Annotated in this window: 13 protein-coding genes and 1 pseudogene; 8 read left to right on the plus strand and 6 right to left on the minus strand. The window is 71.0% G+C overall.

Features of this window, described 5'->3' with window-relative positions; translation table 11 throughout:
* Nucleotides 1–225: 225 nt before the first annotated feature.
* Complete coding sequence (locus Ssi02_RS14915) at nt 226–1,698, minus strand: amidohydrolase family protein (protein WP_204025878.1); 1,473 nt, start codon at nt 1,696–1,698, stop codon at nt 226–228.
* 282 nt (nt 1,699–1,980) lie between these two features.
* On the opposite strand from Ssi02_RS14915, the pseudogene Ssi02_RS14920 reads away from it, so the two are divergent.
* Nucleotides 1,981–2,460: pseudogene (locus tag Ssi02_RS14920) on the plus strand (ATP-binding cassette domain-containing protein); the annotation flags it as partial.
* Between the two features lie 185 nt (nt 2,461–2,645).
* On the opposite strand, the gene Ssi02_RS14925 reads toward Ssi02_RS14920, so the two are convergent.
* Together Ssi02_RS14925 and Ssi02_RS14930 are read right to left on the minus strand one after the other, a co-directional pair.
* On the minus strand, nt 2,646–5,189 hold the full coding sequence (locus tag Ssi02_RS14925) for an FtsX-like permease family protein (protein ID WP_204025882.1): 2,544 nt from the start codon (nt 5,187–5,189) through the stop codon (nt 2,646–2,648).
* Nucleotides 5,189–5,992: an ABC transporter ATP-binding protein gene (locus Ssi02_RS14930; protein ID WP_204025885.1), complete on the minus strand. Its 804-nt coding sequence runs from the start codon at nt 5,990–5,992 to the stop codon at nt 5,189–5,191. Before Ssi02_RS14930 ends, Ssi02_RS14925 begins: the two co-directional genes overlap by 1 nt.
* A gap of 267 nt (nt 5,993–6,259) precedes the next feature.
* Between Ssi02_RS14930 and Ssi02_RS14935 the strand changes: the two genes are divergently transcribed.
* Together Ssi02_RS14935 and Ssi02_RS14940 are read left to right on the plus strand one after the other, a co-directional pair.
* The gene (locus Ssi02_RS14935) at nt 6,260–7,546 is read left to right on the plus strand and encodes a sensor histidine kinase (protein WP_239128915.1); all 1,287 of its coding nucleotides are present in this window, start codon (nt 6,260–6,262) and stop codon (nt 7,544–7,546) included.
* Entirely contained in the window at nt 7,534–8,217 is a 684-nt protein-coding gene (locus tag Ssi02_RS14940; protein ID WP_204025887.1) for a response regulator transcription factor, read from the plus strand. Before Ssi02_RS14935 ends, Ssi02_RS14940 begins: the two co-directional genes overlap by 13 nt.
* On the opposite strand, the gene Ssi02_RS14945 is transcribed toward Ssi02_RS14940, so the two are convergent.
* On the minus strand, nt 8,204–9,529 hold the full coding sequence (locus tag Ssi02_RS14945; RefSeq protein WP_204025889.1) for a cytochrome P450: 1,326 nt from the start codon (nt 9,527–9,529) through the stop codon (nt 8,204–8,206). The genes Ssi02_RS14940 and Ssi02_RS14945 overlap by 14 nt on opposite strands.
* Nucleotides 9,530–9,863: 334 nt before the next feature.
* Between Ssi02_RS14945 and Ssi02_RS14950 the strand changes: the two genes are divergently transcribed.
* The 3 genes from Ssi02_RS14950 (at nt 9,864) to Ssi02_RS14960 (ending at nt 12,580) form a co-directional block, all read left to right on the plus strand.
* Nucleotides 9,864–10,073, plus strand: a complete 210-nt coding sequence (locus Ssi02_RS14950) for a hypothetical protein (RefSeq protein WP_204025891.1) — start codon at nt 9,864–9,866, stop codon at nt 10,071–10,073.
* Nucleotides 10,074–10,331: 258 nt separating this feature from the next.
* Nucleotides 10,332–11,342, plus strand: a complete 1,011-nt coding sequence (locus Ssi02_RS14955; RefSeq protein ID WP_204025893.1) for a phosphotransferase family protein — start codon at nt 10,332–10,334, stop codon at nt 11,340–11,342.
* A 35-nt stretch (nt 11,343–11,377) separates the two neighbouring features.
* Complete coding sequence (locus Ssi02_RS14960; protein ID WP_204025895.1) at nt 11,378–12,580, plus strand: acyl-CoA dehydrogenase family protein; 1,203 nt, start codon at nt 11,378–11,380, stop codon at nt 12,578–12,580.
* A gap of 23 nt (nt 12,581–12,603) precedes the next feature.
* Here Ssi02_RS14960 and Ssi02_RS14965 read toward each other — a convergent pair whose 3' ends face one another.
* Complete coding sequence (locus Ssi02_RS14965; protein WP_204025897.1) at nt 12,604–13,323, minus strand: heparinase II/III domain-containing protein; 720 nt, start codon at nt 13,321–13,323, stop codon at nt 12,604–12,606.
* 98 nt (nt 13,324–13,421) lie between these two features.
* Nucleotides 13,422–14,906, minus strand: a complete 1,485-nt coding sequence (locus Ssi02_RS14970) for a PucR family transcriptional regulator (RefSeq protein ID WP_204025898.1) — start codon at nt 14,904–14,906, stop codon at nt 13,422–13,424.
* Nucleotides 14,907–15,207: 301 nt separating this feature from the next.
* Between Ssi02_RS14970 and Ssi02_RS14975 the strand changes: the two genes are divergently transcribed.
* Both Ssi02_RS14975 and Ssi02_RS14980 read left to right on the plus strand, forming a co-directional pair.
* Nucleotides 15,208–16,305, plus strand: coding sequence for a Zn-dependent alcohol dehydrogenase (locus Ssi02_RS14975; protein ID WP_204025900.1), 1,098 nt, complete (start codon nt 15,208–15,210; stop codon nt 16,303–16,305).
* A gap of 8 nt (nt 16,306–16,313) precedes the next feature.
* Nucleotides 16,314–17,741, plus strand: a complete 1,428-nt coding sequence (locus Ssi02_RS14980) for an APC family permease (protein ID WP_204025902.1) — start codon at nt 16,314–16,316, stop codon at nt 17,739–17,741.
* The last annotated feature ends 40 nt before the right edge of the window (nt 17,742–17,781 follow it).

Genomic DNA, 17,781 nt, shown 5'->3' on the forward strand with positions numbered 1-17,781 from the left:
GGTTCAGGACCGGTAACCGGATCACCCCGAGATCCCGTCCTCCTCTTCTTGGGCGGGTGAGGCGAGCGAGGCGAGAGTGTCCGTGACGTCGTCGGCTCCCAGGCGGCGGTGGTGAGGTATGTACCTGTCCCATGCCCTGTTCCATCGGCGACCGTCACTTCCCGTTAACCTCACGAGGGTGCCCGGTCGCCGATGATGGTTCGAACGATCGATCAATAGCAGCGCTCAGCCCGCACGGCCGGCCATCGACTTCTCCTGCACCGTCTCACCCAGATCGTCGCCGAGGTCCCGCGAAGGGGCCTGGCGGTCCCATGCGGCGCGCTCGGCTGCCGGGGTCCACCAGACGCGGCGCACGCCCTCGATCGGGGTGCCGCAGATGCGCGACGTCGACTCGTTCACCAGCGCCCTGATGCGGTCGTAGTCGACGTCCACGAGGCGGCCGGCCCGCTTGCGCACCTGGCCGTTGACGATCACGGTGTCGACGCTGTGCCGGTCGGTGTCGTAGACGATGTACGCCTCGGGCGAGGCGGCCGTCAACCCGAACTCGTTCTCCTTGATCAGCACGATGTCCGCCTGCTTGCCGGGGGTCAGGCTGCCGACCTTGTCGCCGAGGTTCAGCGCGATCGCGCCGCCCAGCGTCGCCTGCTTGAGGATGTCGGCCGGGGTGATGAACGGCAGGCCCGGGCGGCGCACCTCGCCTCGGCCCTGCGCGCGCTCGGTCCACATGTCGGTCGCCCGCTGCATCTCGCCGACGAGCCGCACCTGCGACAGCAGGGTGCCCGCGCCGAACACCACGCTGTCGATGCCGTAGGACACGTTGAGGCCGTGCCGTACCGCCTCGGTCACGTGGTGCCACAGCCCATGGCGGTAGTCCGCGACCGGCGTGATGTTGACCGACATGCCGTTCTCCTTGAGCAGGTCGTACTCATAGGAGCTGAACACCCGGCAGTGCGACGGCAGGAAGTCCGGTCCGAGGACCCCGTAGTCGTTCAGCTTGGTCATGTGGTCCTGCGAGGTGCTGTGGATCGTCATGAAGATCCCGTGCTCGCGGGCGAACTCGGCCTCCCGCGCCATCCAGTCCCAGCGCTCGCCGGCGGCCCGCACGAACGGCACGTCCGTCAGCGCCATGCCGGGGTAGAGCAGGCCGCCGTTGTCGTCGGCGAGGATGTGGTCGCGCGCGTCGAGCACGGCGGCCAGGCGCTCCTCGTGGGTCGACGGGTTGCCGGCGCTGCGCGAGTTCATGGTGGGGGCGTAGACCGTGCGGAGCCCGGCCTCCCTGGTGCCGCGCACAGTGGCGTGGGACTGCTCGACGTCCGGCACGTCGTGGCAGTGGTCGATCGCGGTGGTGGTGCCGCCGGAGATCGCCTCCAGAGCGCCGACGTAGTTCGCGACGTACTTGTCGTGCGCGGTGTAGTTGTTGCGCAGGCGCTTGACGTTCGCCTGATACTCCGGACCGATGATCTCGGCGGCGGCGCCGCGCACGGTCGTCTGCCACAGGTGGATGTGGGTGTCGATCAGGCCGGGGATCACGAAGGTGCCGCGGGCGTCGACGATCTCGTCGGCGGGCTCGTCGATGTGCTCGGCCACCTTGGCGATGCGGGTGCCTTCGATGAGCAGGTCGCCGGTCTCGAAGTCGCCGATCAGGTCGTCCATGGTGAGGATGTGCCCGCCGCGGATCAGGATTCGGCGTTCGGACATGGGTGGCCCCCTTCGTGGTGAGCACTGTGCTGGTTGTGCGCCTGTGCTGCCTAAGCGCTGTGTTGCCTAAGCGCTGTGCCGGGCTGAGCGCTGTGGACGGTGTCTCGTGGTGCCTCCGAGTCACGGGCGACATCGGTGTGACGCTGTGACCCAGGTGCACGGGGAGACGCCACATTGCGGCTAAGTGGCATAGCCAGTATTCAGCGCCGGTACGGTGCCCTGTCAAGAAGGCCCGATAACCGTCGGCCTCGGCACTCACCCTCCGGTTAGCCTCGAAGGTATGTCGACGCCCCGCATTTCCTAGCTGAGGACCCGCTTCCCCGCCCCAAACTCGGCTACTTGGCGCAGGAGCACGACACCCTGCACATGGGCCGCTCGGTCCTGTGGAACCTCACCGCCGCCGCCCCGCACCTGACCGAGGGCGAGGCCCGGCAGGTGCTGGGCGCGTTCCTGTTCGGCGGAGACGACATCGGCAAGCCCGCCGGGGTCCTGTCGGGCGGCGAGAAGACCCGCCTGGCGCTGGCCGGGCTGGTCCACTCCGGCGCCAACGTGCTGCTCCTGGACGAGCCGACCAACAACCTCGACCCGGCCTCCCGGGAGGAGGTCCTCGCGGCGATCGACTCCTATCCGGGGGCGATCGTCATGGTGACCCACGACGAGGGCACGGCCGACGCCCTGCACCCCGATCGTGTGCTGCTGCTGCCGGAGGCCGACGAGGACTTCTGGAACGAGGACTACCGCGAGTTGATCTCACTCGCCTGACCGCGGGTCACCGTACCGCCGGGAGAAGCCCTCGGAGGCGGCGGCGAGCCGAAGACGGTCGTGCCGCGGCTCCATGTCCTGCGGCGGTGGGACGTCCCGGCTTGCCTGGTCGCTGCCCCGGGGGATGGGCCACGGTGTTCGTCCCCGGGGCCCATCCCCCCTGGGGACGGACACCGTGTCCGTCGCTAGGCGGCCGCGGTCGCCGCCTCCACCGGGCGGAACCTCGTGGCGCGCCAGGCCGGCAGCAAGGTCGCCGCGAAGGTGATCAGTACGGCGCAGGCCACGACCGCGAGGTAGATCCACAGCGGCACGGGCGGAACCACCTTGTCCAGCTTGGCGAGGCTGTAGGGGAAGACGGTGACGGCCGCGGCGACCGTGCCGAGGAACACCCCGGCGATCGCGGTGAGCACGCTCTCCAGGCCCGTCATCGCCATGACCTGCTTCCTGGTGAAGCCGGTGAGCCGCTGGAGCCCGAACTCCCTGCGGCGGCGGCCGGTGGCCGCGATCAGGGTGTTGATCACGGAGATCGCGGTGTATCCGACGATCAGCCCCACCACCAGGTAGTTGACGGTGGCCAGTTGCTGCTGGCCCGCGGTGCGCTCCGCGGTCAGCGCGCCGCTGCCCGACACCTCGACGCCCGGCTGGTCCTTGACGAGTGCGGTCACCGCGGCGGTCACCTTGGCGGGGTCGGTCCCCGCGGCGTGGCGCACCAGGATCTGCTTCGCGACTTTGTCGGTGGTGTGCGGGGCCAGCAGCGGGGCGGGCATCAGCAGCGCCCCCGCGTCGCCCTTCGGGTGGTAGGTGGCCACCACCTTCACCGTGACCGGGGTGCCGTCGCCGAGCCTGAGGGTGACGGAGTCGCCTACCTCGCGCCCCAGGGACTCGGCGTGCTCGACGGGCAGCGCGACGCTGTCGCCGCGCAGCTCGGACAGCGATCCTGTGGCGGCGCGCACCGTGAGGTTGCCCGCGTCGTCGACGCCCTGGAGCGGCCGGCCGTCGCCGGTCTGGGCGGCGTCCTCGGGGCTCTGCACGAAGCCTGTGCTGGTCACGTAGGAGGAGGCCGCGTCGACGCCCGGCACCTGCCGCACCCGGTCGAGGGTGCCGGGGGCGAACCCGCCGGCCCTGGAGGTCAGCACGTTGTCCGCGCGCAGGACCCCGGTGTGCGCGGCCCGGTTGGAGGCGTCCTCGATCTGCTGCATGTACAGCGTGCCACTGGCGACGCCGGTCAGCAGGATGATCGGGGTGATGGTCGAGGCCATCCGGATGGTGTGGGCGCGGGAGTTGAGCACCGCCATATGCCCCGTGAGGCCGGTCAGCGCGCGCAGCGGGCCCTGGAGCAGCCACACGATCGCCTTGGTGAAGCCTGGGGCGAGCAGTGCCAGGCCGATGGCCCACATGATGCAGGCGGGGCCCGCCGTGCTCGCCGTCAGGTCGCCCTCCATCATCGTCACGGTCATGACGGCCATGGCGGCGCCGCCGGCGAGGAAGAGCACCGACAGCACGATCCGGGTGCGGGTAAGCCAGTGGCCCTCGGTGGCGCTGCTCGCCAGGGCCTCGGTGGCCCGGGTTTCGGCGACCTTGCGTGCGGTGATGTGCGCGGCGCCGACCGCGGCCAGCAGCGAGGCCGCGACGGCGACGACCGCGGGCGCGAGGCCCTGCCGGAACTCGACGGCGCCCGAGACGATCCCGGCGCCGACCAGCCTGTCGAAGAGGAGGTGGCTCATCAGCGCGCCCGGCAGGCAGCCGAGCACCGAGGCCAGGACGGACACGACCAGCGTCTCGCCGAGGATCATGCGCCGCAGCTGGGACGGGGTGGTGCCGATCGCCTTCAGCAGGGCCATCTCGCGCTGCCTCTGCCGCACGGTCAGGCCCAGCGTCGAGGACGCTCCGAACATGGCGACCAGGATCGCCCAGCCGCCGAAGATCGCGGAGAGCATGACGAGGTTCTGCTGACTGCCTGCGGCCTCGGGGAACTCGGCGAGCCCCCGGTTGTCGCCGGTCAGCGTCACGGCGGCACCGGGCAGGGCCTTGTCGATCCGGTCGCGCAGCTCGGCGACGTCCGTGCCCGGCTCGGGCAGCACCCCGATCGCGTCCACGGTGCCGCCGCCGAACGCCGCCGCCTGCTCGCCGGTGAAGAACACGGCGGGCTGCGCCGCCGCACGCCCACCGGCCTGCTTGACGATGCCGGTCAGCCGGAACTCCTGGGTGCGCCCTGCGGCGGCGATCCGCACCCGGTCGCCCACGCGGGCACCGGCCCGCTCGGCGAGACCGGTGTCGAGCACCACGTCACCCACCTCGCCGGGCCGCGATCCTGAGGTGAGGGTGTAGGGGGCGAGCTCCGCGGAATCCCAGCCGTGGCCGAGCGGGCGCCGCTCGTCGCCGGCGGCACCGCCGGACTCGTCCGTGACCGGCCGGCCGTCGCCGGCGACGGCCACGGGGAAGGACACGTCGGCGACCGCCCTTGCCACCCCGGGCACACCTTCGACCGTGCGCACCAGCGCCCGGTCGAGCCGCACCCGCTCGGAGAGCCGGGAGCCGTCGTAGTTCTGATCGCCGGCCACGACGATGGGCGCCGCGGCGAGCCGCTGGGCCGGCACCGCGTTGCGGACGCCGCTCTCCATGAGCCCGCCGCAGGCCATGATGAGGGCCGCGCCGAAGAACACGGCGATGAAGGTGGCCGCGAATCCGCCGAGGCGGAACCGTAGCGTGCGCAGGGCCAGAGACAACATCAGAACGTTCCTCCGGTCGCGCTGGGCTGCCGGTCGTAGGCGCCGTGCGCCTCGTCGGCCCACGCGCCGAGGCGGGTCATGCGCTCCGCGACCGCCTCGGCCGTCGGGTTGTAGTAGTCCCCCACGAACCGGCCGTCGGCGAGGAACACCACCCGGTCCGCGTAGGACGCGGCCACCGGGTCGTGCGTCACCATCACGACCGTCTGCCGCAGCGCCCGCACGGACTCCTGAATCAGCAACAGCACCTCGCGGGCGGTACGGGTGTCGAGCGCGCCCGTCGGCTCGTCGGCGAAGACCACCGCGGGCCCGGTCACCAGCGCGCGGGCGATCGCCACGCGCTGCTGCTGGCCGCCCGAGAGCTCTGCGGGACGGTTGTTCGCACGGTTGCCGAGCCCCACCCGCTCGATGACCTCCGCCACCCGCCCGCGGTCGGGGCGACGCCCCGCGAGCTTCAGCGGGAGGGTGATGTTCTGCACCACGGAGAGGGCGGGCAGCAGGTTGAACGCCTGGAAGACGAAGCCGATGCGCTCGCGCCGCATCTTGGTCAGCGTGGTCTCGTCGCAGCCGCTCAGGTCCTGGCCGTCCAGCAGGACGGTGCCCGAGGTCGGCCGGTCGAGCCCCGCCGCGCAGTGCAGAAAGGTGCTCTTGCCCGAGCCAGAGGGACCCATCACGGCGGTGAAGCTGCCGCGCCGGAAACTCAGGCTGACGCCGTTCAGGGCCGTCACCGAGCCGGCGCCCTGGCCGTACACCTTGCGAACCTTGTCTAGCCGTACTGCGTCGTCCGCAGCGGTGGTGGTGTTCATTCAAACTCCCTGAACCTGTCGCGTGCCCCACGCGATCACGTTGTCCACGCTATGGACGGGCAGGGGGCCGGGCCGATGGGTCTTCTTCCACAGGCGGGGTAGAGATAGCCCTACCCCTGACCTGGGCTGATCCCCATCGCTTCACCGGTGTTCACATGGGATCCTTGAACAGGACGTGAGGCCGGGGCGGGGGGCGTCAGGCCACCTGGAACCCCCGGCGCCACCCACCGCATGCGTGCGGTGGTGGGGCACAGGAGGTTGGCGCAGGTGGACAAGGTCGGGGCCGCACGGTCACCGCGGCGGCTCGGGCTCGTGGAGCGGCTGCGCTGGACGATGCGGGGGCTGCTGGTCGCCGTGCTCTCCCAGGCCGGGAGCGTCGTCCTGTGGACCGTCACGGTCGTCACCCTCGCCACCCTGGTGGTCGGCATAGGCTTCCTCATCCTGCCGATCGTCGTGAACGCCGTGCGCGGTCTCGCCGGCTTCCACCGGCGCACCGCCCGCGAGTGGTCGGGTGTGGCCATCGATGTCCCCTACCGGCACACCGCCGCGGACGGCGCCTACGACACCGCGGGCACCTTCGCCCAGTGCCGCCGGCTGCTGTCCGACCCCGCCACCTGGCGGGACATTCTGTGGATGACGCTCAACGCCCCCGTGGGCCTCGTCCTCGGGCTGCTGCCCGCGGCCTGTGTCGCCTACGGACTCAACGGCATGTTCGTCACCCCGTTCCTCTGGGAGAGCATGGGCCCGCACTGGGGCTTCGGCGTGACCTGGTTCATCACCGACCAGGGCGAAGCCAACCTCGCCATCCCGCAGGGCCTCCTCTTCGTGGTGCTCGGCCTGCTGATCGCGCCGGCGCTGGGGCGGCTGCACATTCGCTTCAACCGCGCGCTGCTCGCGCCCACCCGCAACGCCCGCCTCACCCTGCGCGTCGAGCACCTGACCGAGACCAGGTCGGACGCTGCGGAGGCGCAGGCCGCCGAGCTGCGCAGGATCGAGCGGGACCTGCACGACGGGGCGCAGGCCCGCCTCGTGTTGCTCGGCATGAAACTGGGGTTCGCCGACACCCAACTGGAGACCAACCCCGCCCTGGTGCGACAGCTCCTCGCCGAGGCCATGGAGTCCAGCAGCCAGGCGTTGACCGAGCTACGCGACCTGGTGCGCGGCATCCACCCGCCGGTGCTCGCCGAGCGCGGGCTCGACGGCGCCGTCAGGGCGCTCGCGGTGGCCCTGGCCATCCCCGCCGAGGTCTCCGTCGACCTGCCCGGACGGCCTCAGCCGCCGATCGAGTCCGCCGCCTACTTCGTGATCGCGGAGGCGCTCGCCAACGTCACCAAGCACAGCGGCGCGAACCACGCGAGCATCCGGCTCTGGCACGCCGGCGGCAGACTCCGCGCCCAGGTCGGCGACAACGGGCGCGGCGGCGCCAAGGCCGAGGGCGGTAGCGGCCTGCGCGGGCTCCAGCGCCGTCTGGCGGCCTTCGACGGTGAGCTCGACATCAGCAGCCCGGTGGGCGGACCGACCCTAGTGACGATGGAGATCCCGTGCGAGTTGTGATCGCGGAAGACCTGGCACTGCTGCGGGAGGGCCTGGTCCAATTGCTCACCGCACACGACTTCGAGGTGATCGAGGCGGTGGACAACGGCCCGGCGATGCTGCGGGCCCTGCTCACCCACCGGCCCGACGTGGCCATCGTCGACGTGCGGCTGCCCCCCACCTTCACCGACGAGGGGCTCCAGGCCGCCGTCCAGGCCCGCGCCCAGGTGCCGGGGCTGCCGATCCTGGTGCTGTCCCAGCACGTCGAGCAGATATACGCACGGGAGCTGCTGTCCGACCAGAACGGCGGCGTGGGCTATCTGCTCAAGGACCGCGTCTTCGACGTGCGCCGCTTCGTCGACATGGTCAAGCAGGTAGCCTCAGGTGGAACCGTGATGGACCCCAAAGTGATCTCCGAGCTGATGATCAAGCACGACACCGAGACCAGCCCGGTGCACAGCCTGACCGAACGGGAGCGCGAGGTGCTCGGCCTGATGGCCGAGGGCCGCTCCAACGCGGCCATCGCCGCACGGATGTTCTTCTCGGAGAAGGCGGTCAGCAAGCACACCAACAGCATCTTCTCGAAACTGGGCCTCGCCGCGTCCGGGGACGACAACCGCCGTGTCCTGGCGGTCCTCGCCTACCTGAACGCCGAGGCCCAGGTCCCGCCGCCGAGGACTACCGCGAGTTGATCTCACTCGCCTGACCGCGGGTCACCGTACCTCCCGGCGTGCGGCGGGTCAGGTGGCAGGACAGGCCCTCGGGGAGCAGCAGTGAGCCGAAGACGGTTGTGACGCGGTCGAGGTCGCGGGCGGTCAAGTCGTAGTCCGCGGCGATGAGCGCGGTGGCCTGCGTCAGCACGCTCAGGCTCAGGTAAGTGCCGGGGCACCCCCGGGGGCCTGTGGCGAAGGGGAGGTAGGCGTGCGGCGCGTGCGGTGGTTCGCCGGTCAGCCAGCGGCCGGGGTCGAACCTCGCAGGGTCCCGCCACCAGCGTTCGTCGTGGTGCATCAGATAGGGGCTGAACATGATCGCCGTGCCGGCCGGCACCTCGGCGTCGCCGAGGGACACCGGCGTGATCGCGTCCCGCCCGACCAGCCACGCCGGGGGCCGCACCCGCAGCACCTCTTGCACGAACGCCCTGGTGTACGGCAAAGCACTCTCGTCCAGGTGGCCCGCGGCGTCGGCCTCGGCGCGGACGCGGTCGCGTGCGTCCGGGTGCCCGGCGAGGTAGTAGAGCAGCCATATCCAGGCCCCGCCCATCGTGCCGATGGACCCGAGCAGGATGAAGCCGAGCGCGTCCTCGGCGACGTCGGGCGGCAGCGGGTGCTCCAGCCCGGCGAGGTGCTCAAGCAACGTGTCCGGTCCTGCCTCCGCCCGCCCTGGGCGGGCCTCGGCGAGCAGGGTGACGGTGTGGTCGCGGATCCGGCGGTCGGCCGCGGCGACGCGCCGGCGCAGGCGGCTCGGCAACCACCTCGGGACGCGGATCGCGGCCTCTCCGGCCCGCCGCCCCTCCCTGAAGGCCGCGAGCATCGCCTCCAGCAGCTCGGGCGCCGGGCCGCGGACGAAGAGCGGGAGCATGGGGCGTACGGCTGCCGCCCAGGCGTGCTCGACGGGGTCGAACCACGTGCCCTCAAGCGCCCGCAGGTCCTCGCTGAGGACGTCGCGCACGGCGGGCAGGTGTGCCGGATAGGAGCCGGGTTTGAGCACCGGCAGCGCCGCCTGGCGCACCTTCATCCACTGCTCGGTCTGCTCCGGGGTGGGGAGGCGCCCGCCGTGCAGCGGATTGGCGTTGGGGACCGAATCCCGGTTGGTGCGCGCCAGCACGCCGTGCACGAGCGCGGGATCGGTGACGACGACCACGTCCGCGTCGAAACCGAAGACGTCACCGTATTCCCGCCGGCACTTGTCGAGGAATCCCGCCGGGTCGGACTCGTAATCCATTATGTGGCGGGCGAAAAGGCCGCCTTTCGGGCCGGGGACGGGGGATGCCGAGCGCGCGAACATAATCCTCCCTGCCTTTGGTCGTTCCTCTCGTCCGTTCACGGGGAGTGGTGGGAAAAGGCCGTGGAAAACTCTTGGCAGACACGCCCGCCGTGAAGTGCGCGGTGCCGGTGCGCAGACCTCTCTCCGTCCCTTCCGCCGCTCCCTTGGCCGGGCCACCGGCCGACCGCCTGACCTGGCCGGACGGGTGCCGTGAGGGGAGGGGGTCCGGCGGACGGGAAGGGGGGTGAGGTCGTCGGCACCGCGCGCCGGCTCCGGCTAGCGGAGGCGGTAGATCGGGTAACGGCCCTTCATCTGTCCGCGGTGCATGCGGAGCGCGCGTTTCACCATTCTCAGCATGATCTTCACCTCCTTGCAGCTTCCCGACTTATCTCTGTTTATCTATGCATATTTCTGCGAGCGGGGCAACAAGAGTATTTTCCGTATTACACCATCGGTTCCAGCCTTAATCGGGGCGTCATTCCGCACCGTGCCCTCACCGGTGCATCCGTCCACGCACAGCGATCCGCCCATGGCCGCCGAGCCGCCGAACCCGGCGGCGGCGTGAGCGCGCCGGGCGCCCGAGCCCATGGGCATGGGTTTTGTGGATTTCTTCGCTGATCGCCGGTCGGACAGAATATTCCTCCGCTGCACCGGTGAAGACCCGGAATCCACGTGATAGCGTCCGCGTCAGCACCAACGTCCGACTCGGCTTTCGCAGCTCCTGCCGACTTCCCCGAGGGTACGCGGTGACACATAGCGACATGACGGCTCGCGCCCGGCGCGGGTGCCACGAAGATCCACACGAGAATCCGGCGGGCGCCGCGTGACGCTTGACGTAGCGGCGCTCACACCGTACCTCGCGAAGGTGTGCCCGCCCGCCGGGCGGCCGATCTCCGCCGCGCTGATCATCGGCGGGCGCTCCAACCTCACCTACGAGGTGACGGTCGGCGACCGGGCGCTCGTGTTGCGCCGCCCCCCGCTCGGGCACATGAAGGCGACCGCGCACGACATGCGGCGCGAGGCACGGGTGATCAAGGCGCTGGCGGGCACGGCGGTGCCCGTGCCGACCGTCGTGGCCGAGTGCGACGACCCCGCGGTGCTCGGCGCGCCGTTCTACATCATGGAAAAGGTCGCCGGTCGCGTCTACCGCACGGAGAAGGACCTCGCCGAGATCGCCGGTCCGCGGGCCGAGCGCGCCGCGCACAACCTCATCGACACCCTGGCCGAGCTGCACTCGATCGACCCCGCCGCCGTGGGACTGGGCGACTTCGGCCGCCCGGAGGGATATCTGGGACGGCAGGTCAACCGCTGGCGCGGCCAGGTGACGGGCTCGGAGGAGCTTCAGGAGTTCCCCGGCATGACGGCGCTCGCCGACGGCCTGCTCAAGGTGGTGCCCGAGACCGGCAGGGCGGGCATCGTGCACGGGGATTACCGGCTTGACAACGCCATCCTCGACGCCGCCGACCCGGGGCGGATCCGGGCCGTGCTCGACTGGGAGATGGCCACGCTCGGCGACCCGCTGGCCGACCTCGGGTTGTTCCACATCTACTGGGTCGGGTGGGAACGTGTGGGCGACGGGGTGGCAGCCGCGCCCGGCGCCGTGGCGGGGTTTCCGAGCTGGGACACGCTGGCGGAACGCTACACCCGGAAGTCGGGTTACGCGCTGGACGACCTCGACTTCCACATCGCCCTCGCCTACTTCAAGCTCGCGGTGATCCTCGGCGGCATCCACGGCCGGCACAAACGCGGCCTCACCGTCGGTGAGGGATTCGACGGCATCGGGGAGATGGTTCCCGTCCTGGTCGAGCGCGGCCTCGCCGTGCTTCCCGTATGACGCCGCCCCGGCACGATCACGCTAAGGAGAGTGCGATGGACTTCGCCTACGACCAGACCACCGAGGACCACCTCGAACGGCTGGCCGAGTTCATGGAGTCGCACATCTATCCGGCGGAGCCGCACTTCACCGAGGAGGTCGCCTGGGAGCGGCCCCCCATCATGGCGGAGTTGCGCGCCGAGGCGAGGTCGAGGGGTCTGTGGAACCTCTTCCTGCCCAAGGACCACGGCGGCACCCTCACCACGCTGCAATATGCGCCGCTCGCCGAGATGTCCGGCCGCAGCCCGCTGATCGCCCCCGAGTCGATGAACTGCGCCGCGCCCGACACCGGCAACATGGAGCTGCTGACCCTCGCCGCCACCCCCGCACAGCGGGAGCAGTGGCTGGAGCCGCTGCTCGACGCGCGCATCCGCTCGGCCTTCTCCATGACCGAACCGGAGGTCGCCTCCTCCGACGCCTCCAACATCGCCACCCGTGCCGTGCGCAAGGGCGGCGAATATGTCATCGACGGCCGCAAGTGGTGGACGTCCGGGGCGATGAGCTCCGACTGCAAGATCTTCATCGTGATGGCGGTGACCGACCCCGGCGCGCCGCCGCGCGGGAGATACAGCATGTTGCTCGTGCCGCGCGGCACCCCCGGCATGCACATCAAACGCGGGATGAGGGTGTTCGGCTACACCGACGGCACCCACGGCGGGCACGCCGAGATCGTCTTCGACGGCGTCCGGGTCCCGGCCGCGAACCTTCTCGGTGAGGAAGGCCAGGGCGGCGCGCTCGCCCAGGCCCGGCTCGGGCCGGGGCGCGTGCACCACTGCATGCGGCTCGTCGGCATGGCCGAGCGTGCCTTCGAGCTGATGTGCAAGCGGGCCGCCGGCCGCACCACCTTCGGCCGCCCGCTCGCCGAGCACGGCGCGGTCGAGGGGTGGATCGCGGACGCGAGGGTACGGATCGACCAGCTCAGACTGCTCGTGCTGCACGCGGCGTGGATGATCGACAAGCACGGCGCCAAGGCGGCCAGGCGCGAGATCTCCGCCATCAAGATCGCCGCCCCGGAGACGGCGGGCTGGGTCGTCGACAAGGCCATCCAGGTGCACGGCGCCGGCGGCGTCTCCCAGGACTACCCGCTGGCCATGCTGTGGGCGGGGGCACGCGGGCTGCGCTTCGCCGACGGCCCGGACGAGGTGCACAAGATGGTGCTCGCCCGCCGCGAGATCGCCCGGGTCGCCGGCCGGAGCTGAGCCCGCGGTTCCCCGCTCGTCTCTCAGGTCGAGAGCGGGAAGGTCGCCTCGCCCTGCGATGTGCGGACGCTCAGGCCGCCGTCCGCCCAGGTGACGGCCGGGTGAGCGTGGCCGGGCACGATGACGGTGAGCACGGCGGGCGCCGCGGGGGACTCCACCACGGAGGTCTCGGCCGTTTTGAGGTAGCCGGTCGAGATCGTGCTGTGCCGTACCTCCTGGCCGGTCAGCCGCTTCCCGGACGGCGGGGCGAGCTGGGTGATCGACGCCCGCCAGTCGCCCTTGCCCAGCACGACCCTGCCGTTGCGCGCGGAGAGCACGGCGAGCCCGGGGGCCACGTGCCACAGGGTGCGCAGCATGGAGCCCGTCTCCACCGTGTCGTGCACCACCATCGCACCTAGGCCGTGGTCGACGAGCACCGAGCGGGTACGGCGGGCGCCGTAGGCGTCGTCGCTGAGGGTGAAGCTCTGCCTCCCGGGTTCGGCGGACGAGGCGGTCAGGTGGGTGGGGACGCTCTCGCGAAACTCGGCGTCCACGACGATCGGCACGCTGTGCGCCTCGGGGGAGTAGGTCCACTGCTGGTAGGAGGTGCGTTCGTAGGAGTGGAAGCCCGCCTCGACCACGATGTCCCGCCCGTGGGCGTGGTAGGTGATGCCCAGGTGGTCTTCGTGGCCGTGCAGCCGGCGGCCGGGGCCGAAGCGGAGGGAATAGTACGCCGCCCATGCGACGCCCGGCGCCGTGATCACAGTGCCTTCCCCCGGCATGATCCGCCCTTCGAATCCGATCGCCGTCGTTTGATATCACCCGATGGCCGGATCCGCTTTCACGGATTTGGAAGGTTTTTTTACCCCGGATCCAGCGGATGGTCGGCGTGCAGCGCTTGGAGGGCGAGCCAGGCGATCACGCGGTCCTCGGTTGTGGAGATCGACAACCCGGTGAGCTCCTCGACCCTCGCCATGCGTTGCCGCAGGGTGTGCCGGTGGATGCCGAGCTGGGAGGAGGCCGCCTCCCAGTTGGTGTTCTCGCTGAGGAACACCCGCAGCGACCGCAGCAGCACCCGCGTGGTGTCGCCGGCCAGCAGCGGCAGGAGCGGCGTGGTGAGCGCGGTGCGGGCGGCGGGGTCCAGATGCTGGAGGATCAGCCGCCCGGTCGCCAGCCCGGCGAAGTCCACCACGGGTTTGGCGTCGGCGACCGCCACCGCGAGCGCCTGCGCGGCCTGCTGGCGGCTGAGGGCGGAGGCCGCGAGCGGCTGTGCCGTGCCCAGGCCGCAGCGGGCGGGCACCCCCTCGCGCTCGACCGCGCGGGTCACCCGCTCGCGCCAGCGCGGCACCTCGTCCACCGGCACGAGCGCGGTGACCAGCGAGGACTCCTCGCTGACCAGGGGCGGCAGGTCGAGTTCGGCGCACCAGGCCAGCACGTTCTCCTCCAGCGGCACGGCGCGCGAACGCGACCGGAGCAGGGCGACCGTCACATCTCCCGCGACGAGGTTCCACCGTGCCGAGACCCGCTCGATCAAGGTGGAGTCCCCCGACATCAGCGCGTCGACCGCGTCGGCGCGCGCCAATCCCCAGGTGTTGCCGCCGCTCAGCGGGTTGAGCGCCAGGTCGAGCAGGAGTGTCGCGTGTTGCGCGAGTTCGCGGGTGAGGCTGATGCGGTCGGGGCGGGGGGCGACCACGAGGTGGGCGCGGGGCCGCACGGGGTCGCCCACGCCGTACACCGTCAGGCCGGGATGCCGGATGCGCGACCTCTGCCCGAGCGCCGCGGCGCGGGCGTCGTCCACGTGCACCCGCGCTGCCCCGACGGCGGCGTGGATCGTGCCGTGCGGGTCCATGAGCACCGCCCAGCTCTCGATGCGGTGCGCGAGCGTGGCGACGATCCCCTGCGTGCCGGCACTCCGCGCGACCTGCGTCATGGCGCTGACCCCTTCGGCGATCAGCCGCGACTCGGCCGCGCCAGTCCGGAGGAGATCGGCGTTGAGCTGATAGGTGATGTCCTGGAACGCCACACCCTGCGGGATTTCGAGTACGGCGAGGCCGTGCCGTGTGGCCTCGGCCACCAGTTGCGGGGGCACGGACGGATGGTGCGTCCCGATGCCGAAGCCGAGGGCCGCGATGTGTGCCTGCGCGAGCCGTACGGCATAAGCCGCGAAATCTTCGGCGTCGTGGAGTTGCAGTCCCAGTGTGAGCAGGAGTTCGCCGCCGCGCAGCCAGGGGGTGGGGTCGATCAGCTCCGAGAGGTGGGTCCAGCGGATGGGGCGGGTGAGACCGGCCTCCCCGGTCGGCACCCGCAGCCGGAACCGCTGGGCGACGTCGCCCACCGTCTCCAACATGACACGCCCTCCCTAGGTGTCGATCTGTTCCCTGTGAGCGGCGCCTTCGCCGGTTGACGGACGACCCTGGCACGCGGGCCGCGGATCAAGACATGTAGCGGAACGGCGGCCCCTGTCCCACCGGGTGGACATTTGGCTACATGCATAGATAGATGTTCCGTTTTTAGGATGAACCTCTCATTTGGGTCATCTTCATGCTATGTGCCGGTTCACGTGCTGTGACCTGCGTAAACAGGCGCGCCGGATGGAGGGCCCTCACACGTTCGCCGGGGGTTCGGCCCGGCTCTAGGGGAGGAGTCGCATGCGCGCTGCGGTATTCGAAGCCGCTGACAAACCGGTCAGGGTGGAGGACGTCGACCTCGCCCCGCCGGGCCCGGGCGAGGTCCGCGTCAAGATCGCCGCGGCCGGTGTCTGCGGATCCGACCTCCACGTGCGCAGAGGCGAATGGGACGTCCACGTCCCCATGGTCATGGGCCACGAGGGCTCCGGCGTCGTCACCGCGCTCGGCCCCGGCGTGACCAGCCTCGCCGAGGGCGACCACGTGGTGCTCTCCTGGGTCGCGCCCTGCGGGCGCTGCCGCTATTGCCGGTCCGGGCACGAGGCCCGCTGCCAGGTCGCCGCCAACGTCGTCGGACCCGGCGGCGTGCTCCAGGACGGCACGAGCAGGCTGAGCCGGCGCGGCGAGACCGTCTACCACTACCTCGGGGTGTCGTCCTTCGCCGAGGAGGCCGTCGTCCCCGCCTCCGGCGCGATCAAGGTGCGTGAGGACGCCCCGCTCGACACCGTGGCCCTGGTCGGCTGCGCCGTGGCCACCGGCGTCGGCGCGGTGACCAACACCGCGGCGCTCGTGCCCGGCAGCACCGTCGCCGTGATCGGCTGCGGCGGCGTCGGCCTGTCGGTCGTGCAGGGCGCCCGGCTCGCCGGCGCCGAGCGGATCATCGCCGTCGACACCCGCCCGGAGAAGACGGCGCTCGCGATCACCCTCGGCGCCACCGACCAGATCGCGGGCACCGGCCTCGATGTGGCGGAAGCCGTACGCGACCTGCTGCCCGACGGGGTCGACTACGCCTTCGACGCCGTCGGCCACCAGGCGACGCTGGAGGCGGCGATCCGCATGCTCGGCCTCGGCGGCGCCGCCGTCGCCGTCGGCCTGCCGCCCAAGAACACCCTCGCGAGGTTCGACCCGCTGGTGCTGGCCGAGGCCGACCAGCGCATCCTCGGCTCGAACTACGGCAGCGTGCGGCCGGCCATCGACATCCCCGCCCTGGTCGACCGCTACATGGACGGACACCTGCGCCTGGACCAGCTAGTCAGCCGCCGGGCCTCCCTCGACGAAGCCCCCCACGCCCTGGAGGCCCTCGCCAGCGGCGAGGCGCTCCGCACCCTCCTGATCCCCTAAGGAACCCGATGTCAGAGACAACTCTCCCCAGGCAGGACCGCGGTCTGCGCAAGGGGGCGATGTCCGGCGGCGAGGTCGTCGCCCAGGCCATCGCCAACATCGCCCCGAGCGCGGTCATCGCGTTCACCGTGGCCGCGATCTACGCCAGCGCCGGCAATGCCTCCTGGTTGTCGTTCGCGCTGGCCACCGTCGTGATTCTCGCGGTGGGCTACTGCATCTCCCAGTTCGCCAAGCGCAGGGCCTCGGCCGGGTCGCTCTACAACTACGCCGCACAGGGGCTCGGGCCGTTCGGCGCGTTCGTCACCGGAATCGCCCTGCTCATCGGCTGTTTCGGCATCGCGTCCGGCTCCCTGGGGGGAGCGGTCTACCACTTCAACGCGTTCCTGTCGTCCATCGGGATCACCATCCAGAACACCGCGTGGAACGTCGCGCTCGCCCTCGTGATCGGCGCGCTCGCCATCCTCTTCACGGTGTGGGGCATCCGGCTGTCGGCACGGGTCTCCCTCATCCTGGAGATCGTCTCGATCGCGATCATCACGATCATGCTGTTCGTGGTGCTGTTCGCCTCCGGCGGGCCGGTCGTCGACGACGCGCAGCTCTCCCTGTCCGGGGCGACCCCGCACGGCGTAGCGCTCGGCATGGTGCTCGGCATCCTCGGCTTCGTGGGCTTCTCCAGCGCCGACGCCCTCGGCCGCGAGGCCCGCAACCCGTTCAAAGCGATCCCGCGGGCCATCATGTGGAGCGCCTTCGGCGTTGGCCTGCTCTACGTCTTCGCCGCCTACACGCAGGTCGCGGGCTACCGCGTGCTGGGCGACCTCGGCGCGAGCGGCAACCCGCTCGACGAGCTGGCCGTGGCGACCGGCATGCCCGGGTGGTTCCGGCCCGTGCTGAGCCTCGGCATCACCGCGTCGTTCTTCGCCGTCGTCGTCGCGCCGATCAACGTCATCGGCCGCATCGTCTTCGTCATGGGCAAGGAGGGCGTGGTCAGCCGCTCCCTCGGCCGCACCCACCACAACCAGCGGACCCCGCACCGCGCCATCCTGGCGATCGCGCCCTTCGCGGTGCTGCTCACCGCGCTCCTGCTCGGGCTCGGCGTCGACGGCATGTCGATCGTGGTCAACGTGGACACCTACGGCACCTACGGCTACATGGTGGCTTATGCGGTGGTGGCCGTCGCGGCACTGATCTATCTGCGCCGAGAGGGGGTACGGCTGCCGCTCCTCTGGCCGGCGGTCCTCGTCTCGGTGGTCGGCATGGCCTACGTCTTCTACGTCAACGTGGTGCCGTGGCCGTCCTGGCCGCTCAACTTCGTGGTCATCGCGTTCTTCGTCACGATGGCCGTGGCGGTGGCGTGGTACGCCTACCTCAAGGTCGCCAGGCCCGCCGTGACGCAGGCGATCGGCACCACCGAGACCGACTTTCCGGAGATGGCCTGACTCCTGGAAATGACGACGCGGCTCGCGAAATACGCGAGCC

Source organism: Sinosporangium siamense (genome assembly GCF_016863435.1).
GTDB classification, from domain to species: Bacteria; Actinomycetota; Actinomycetes; order Streptosporangiales; family Streptosporangiaceae; genus Sinosporangium; species Sinosporangium siamense.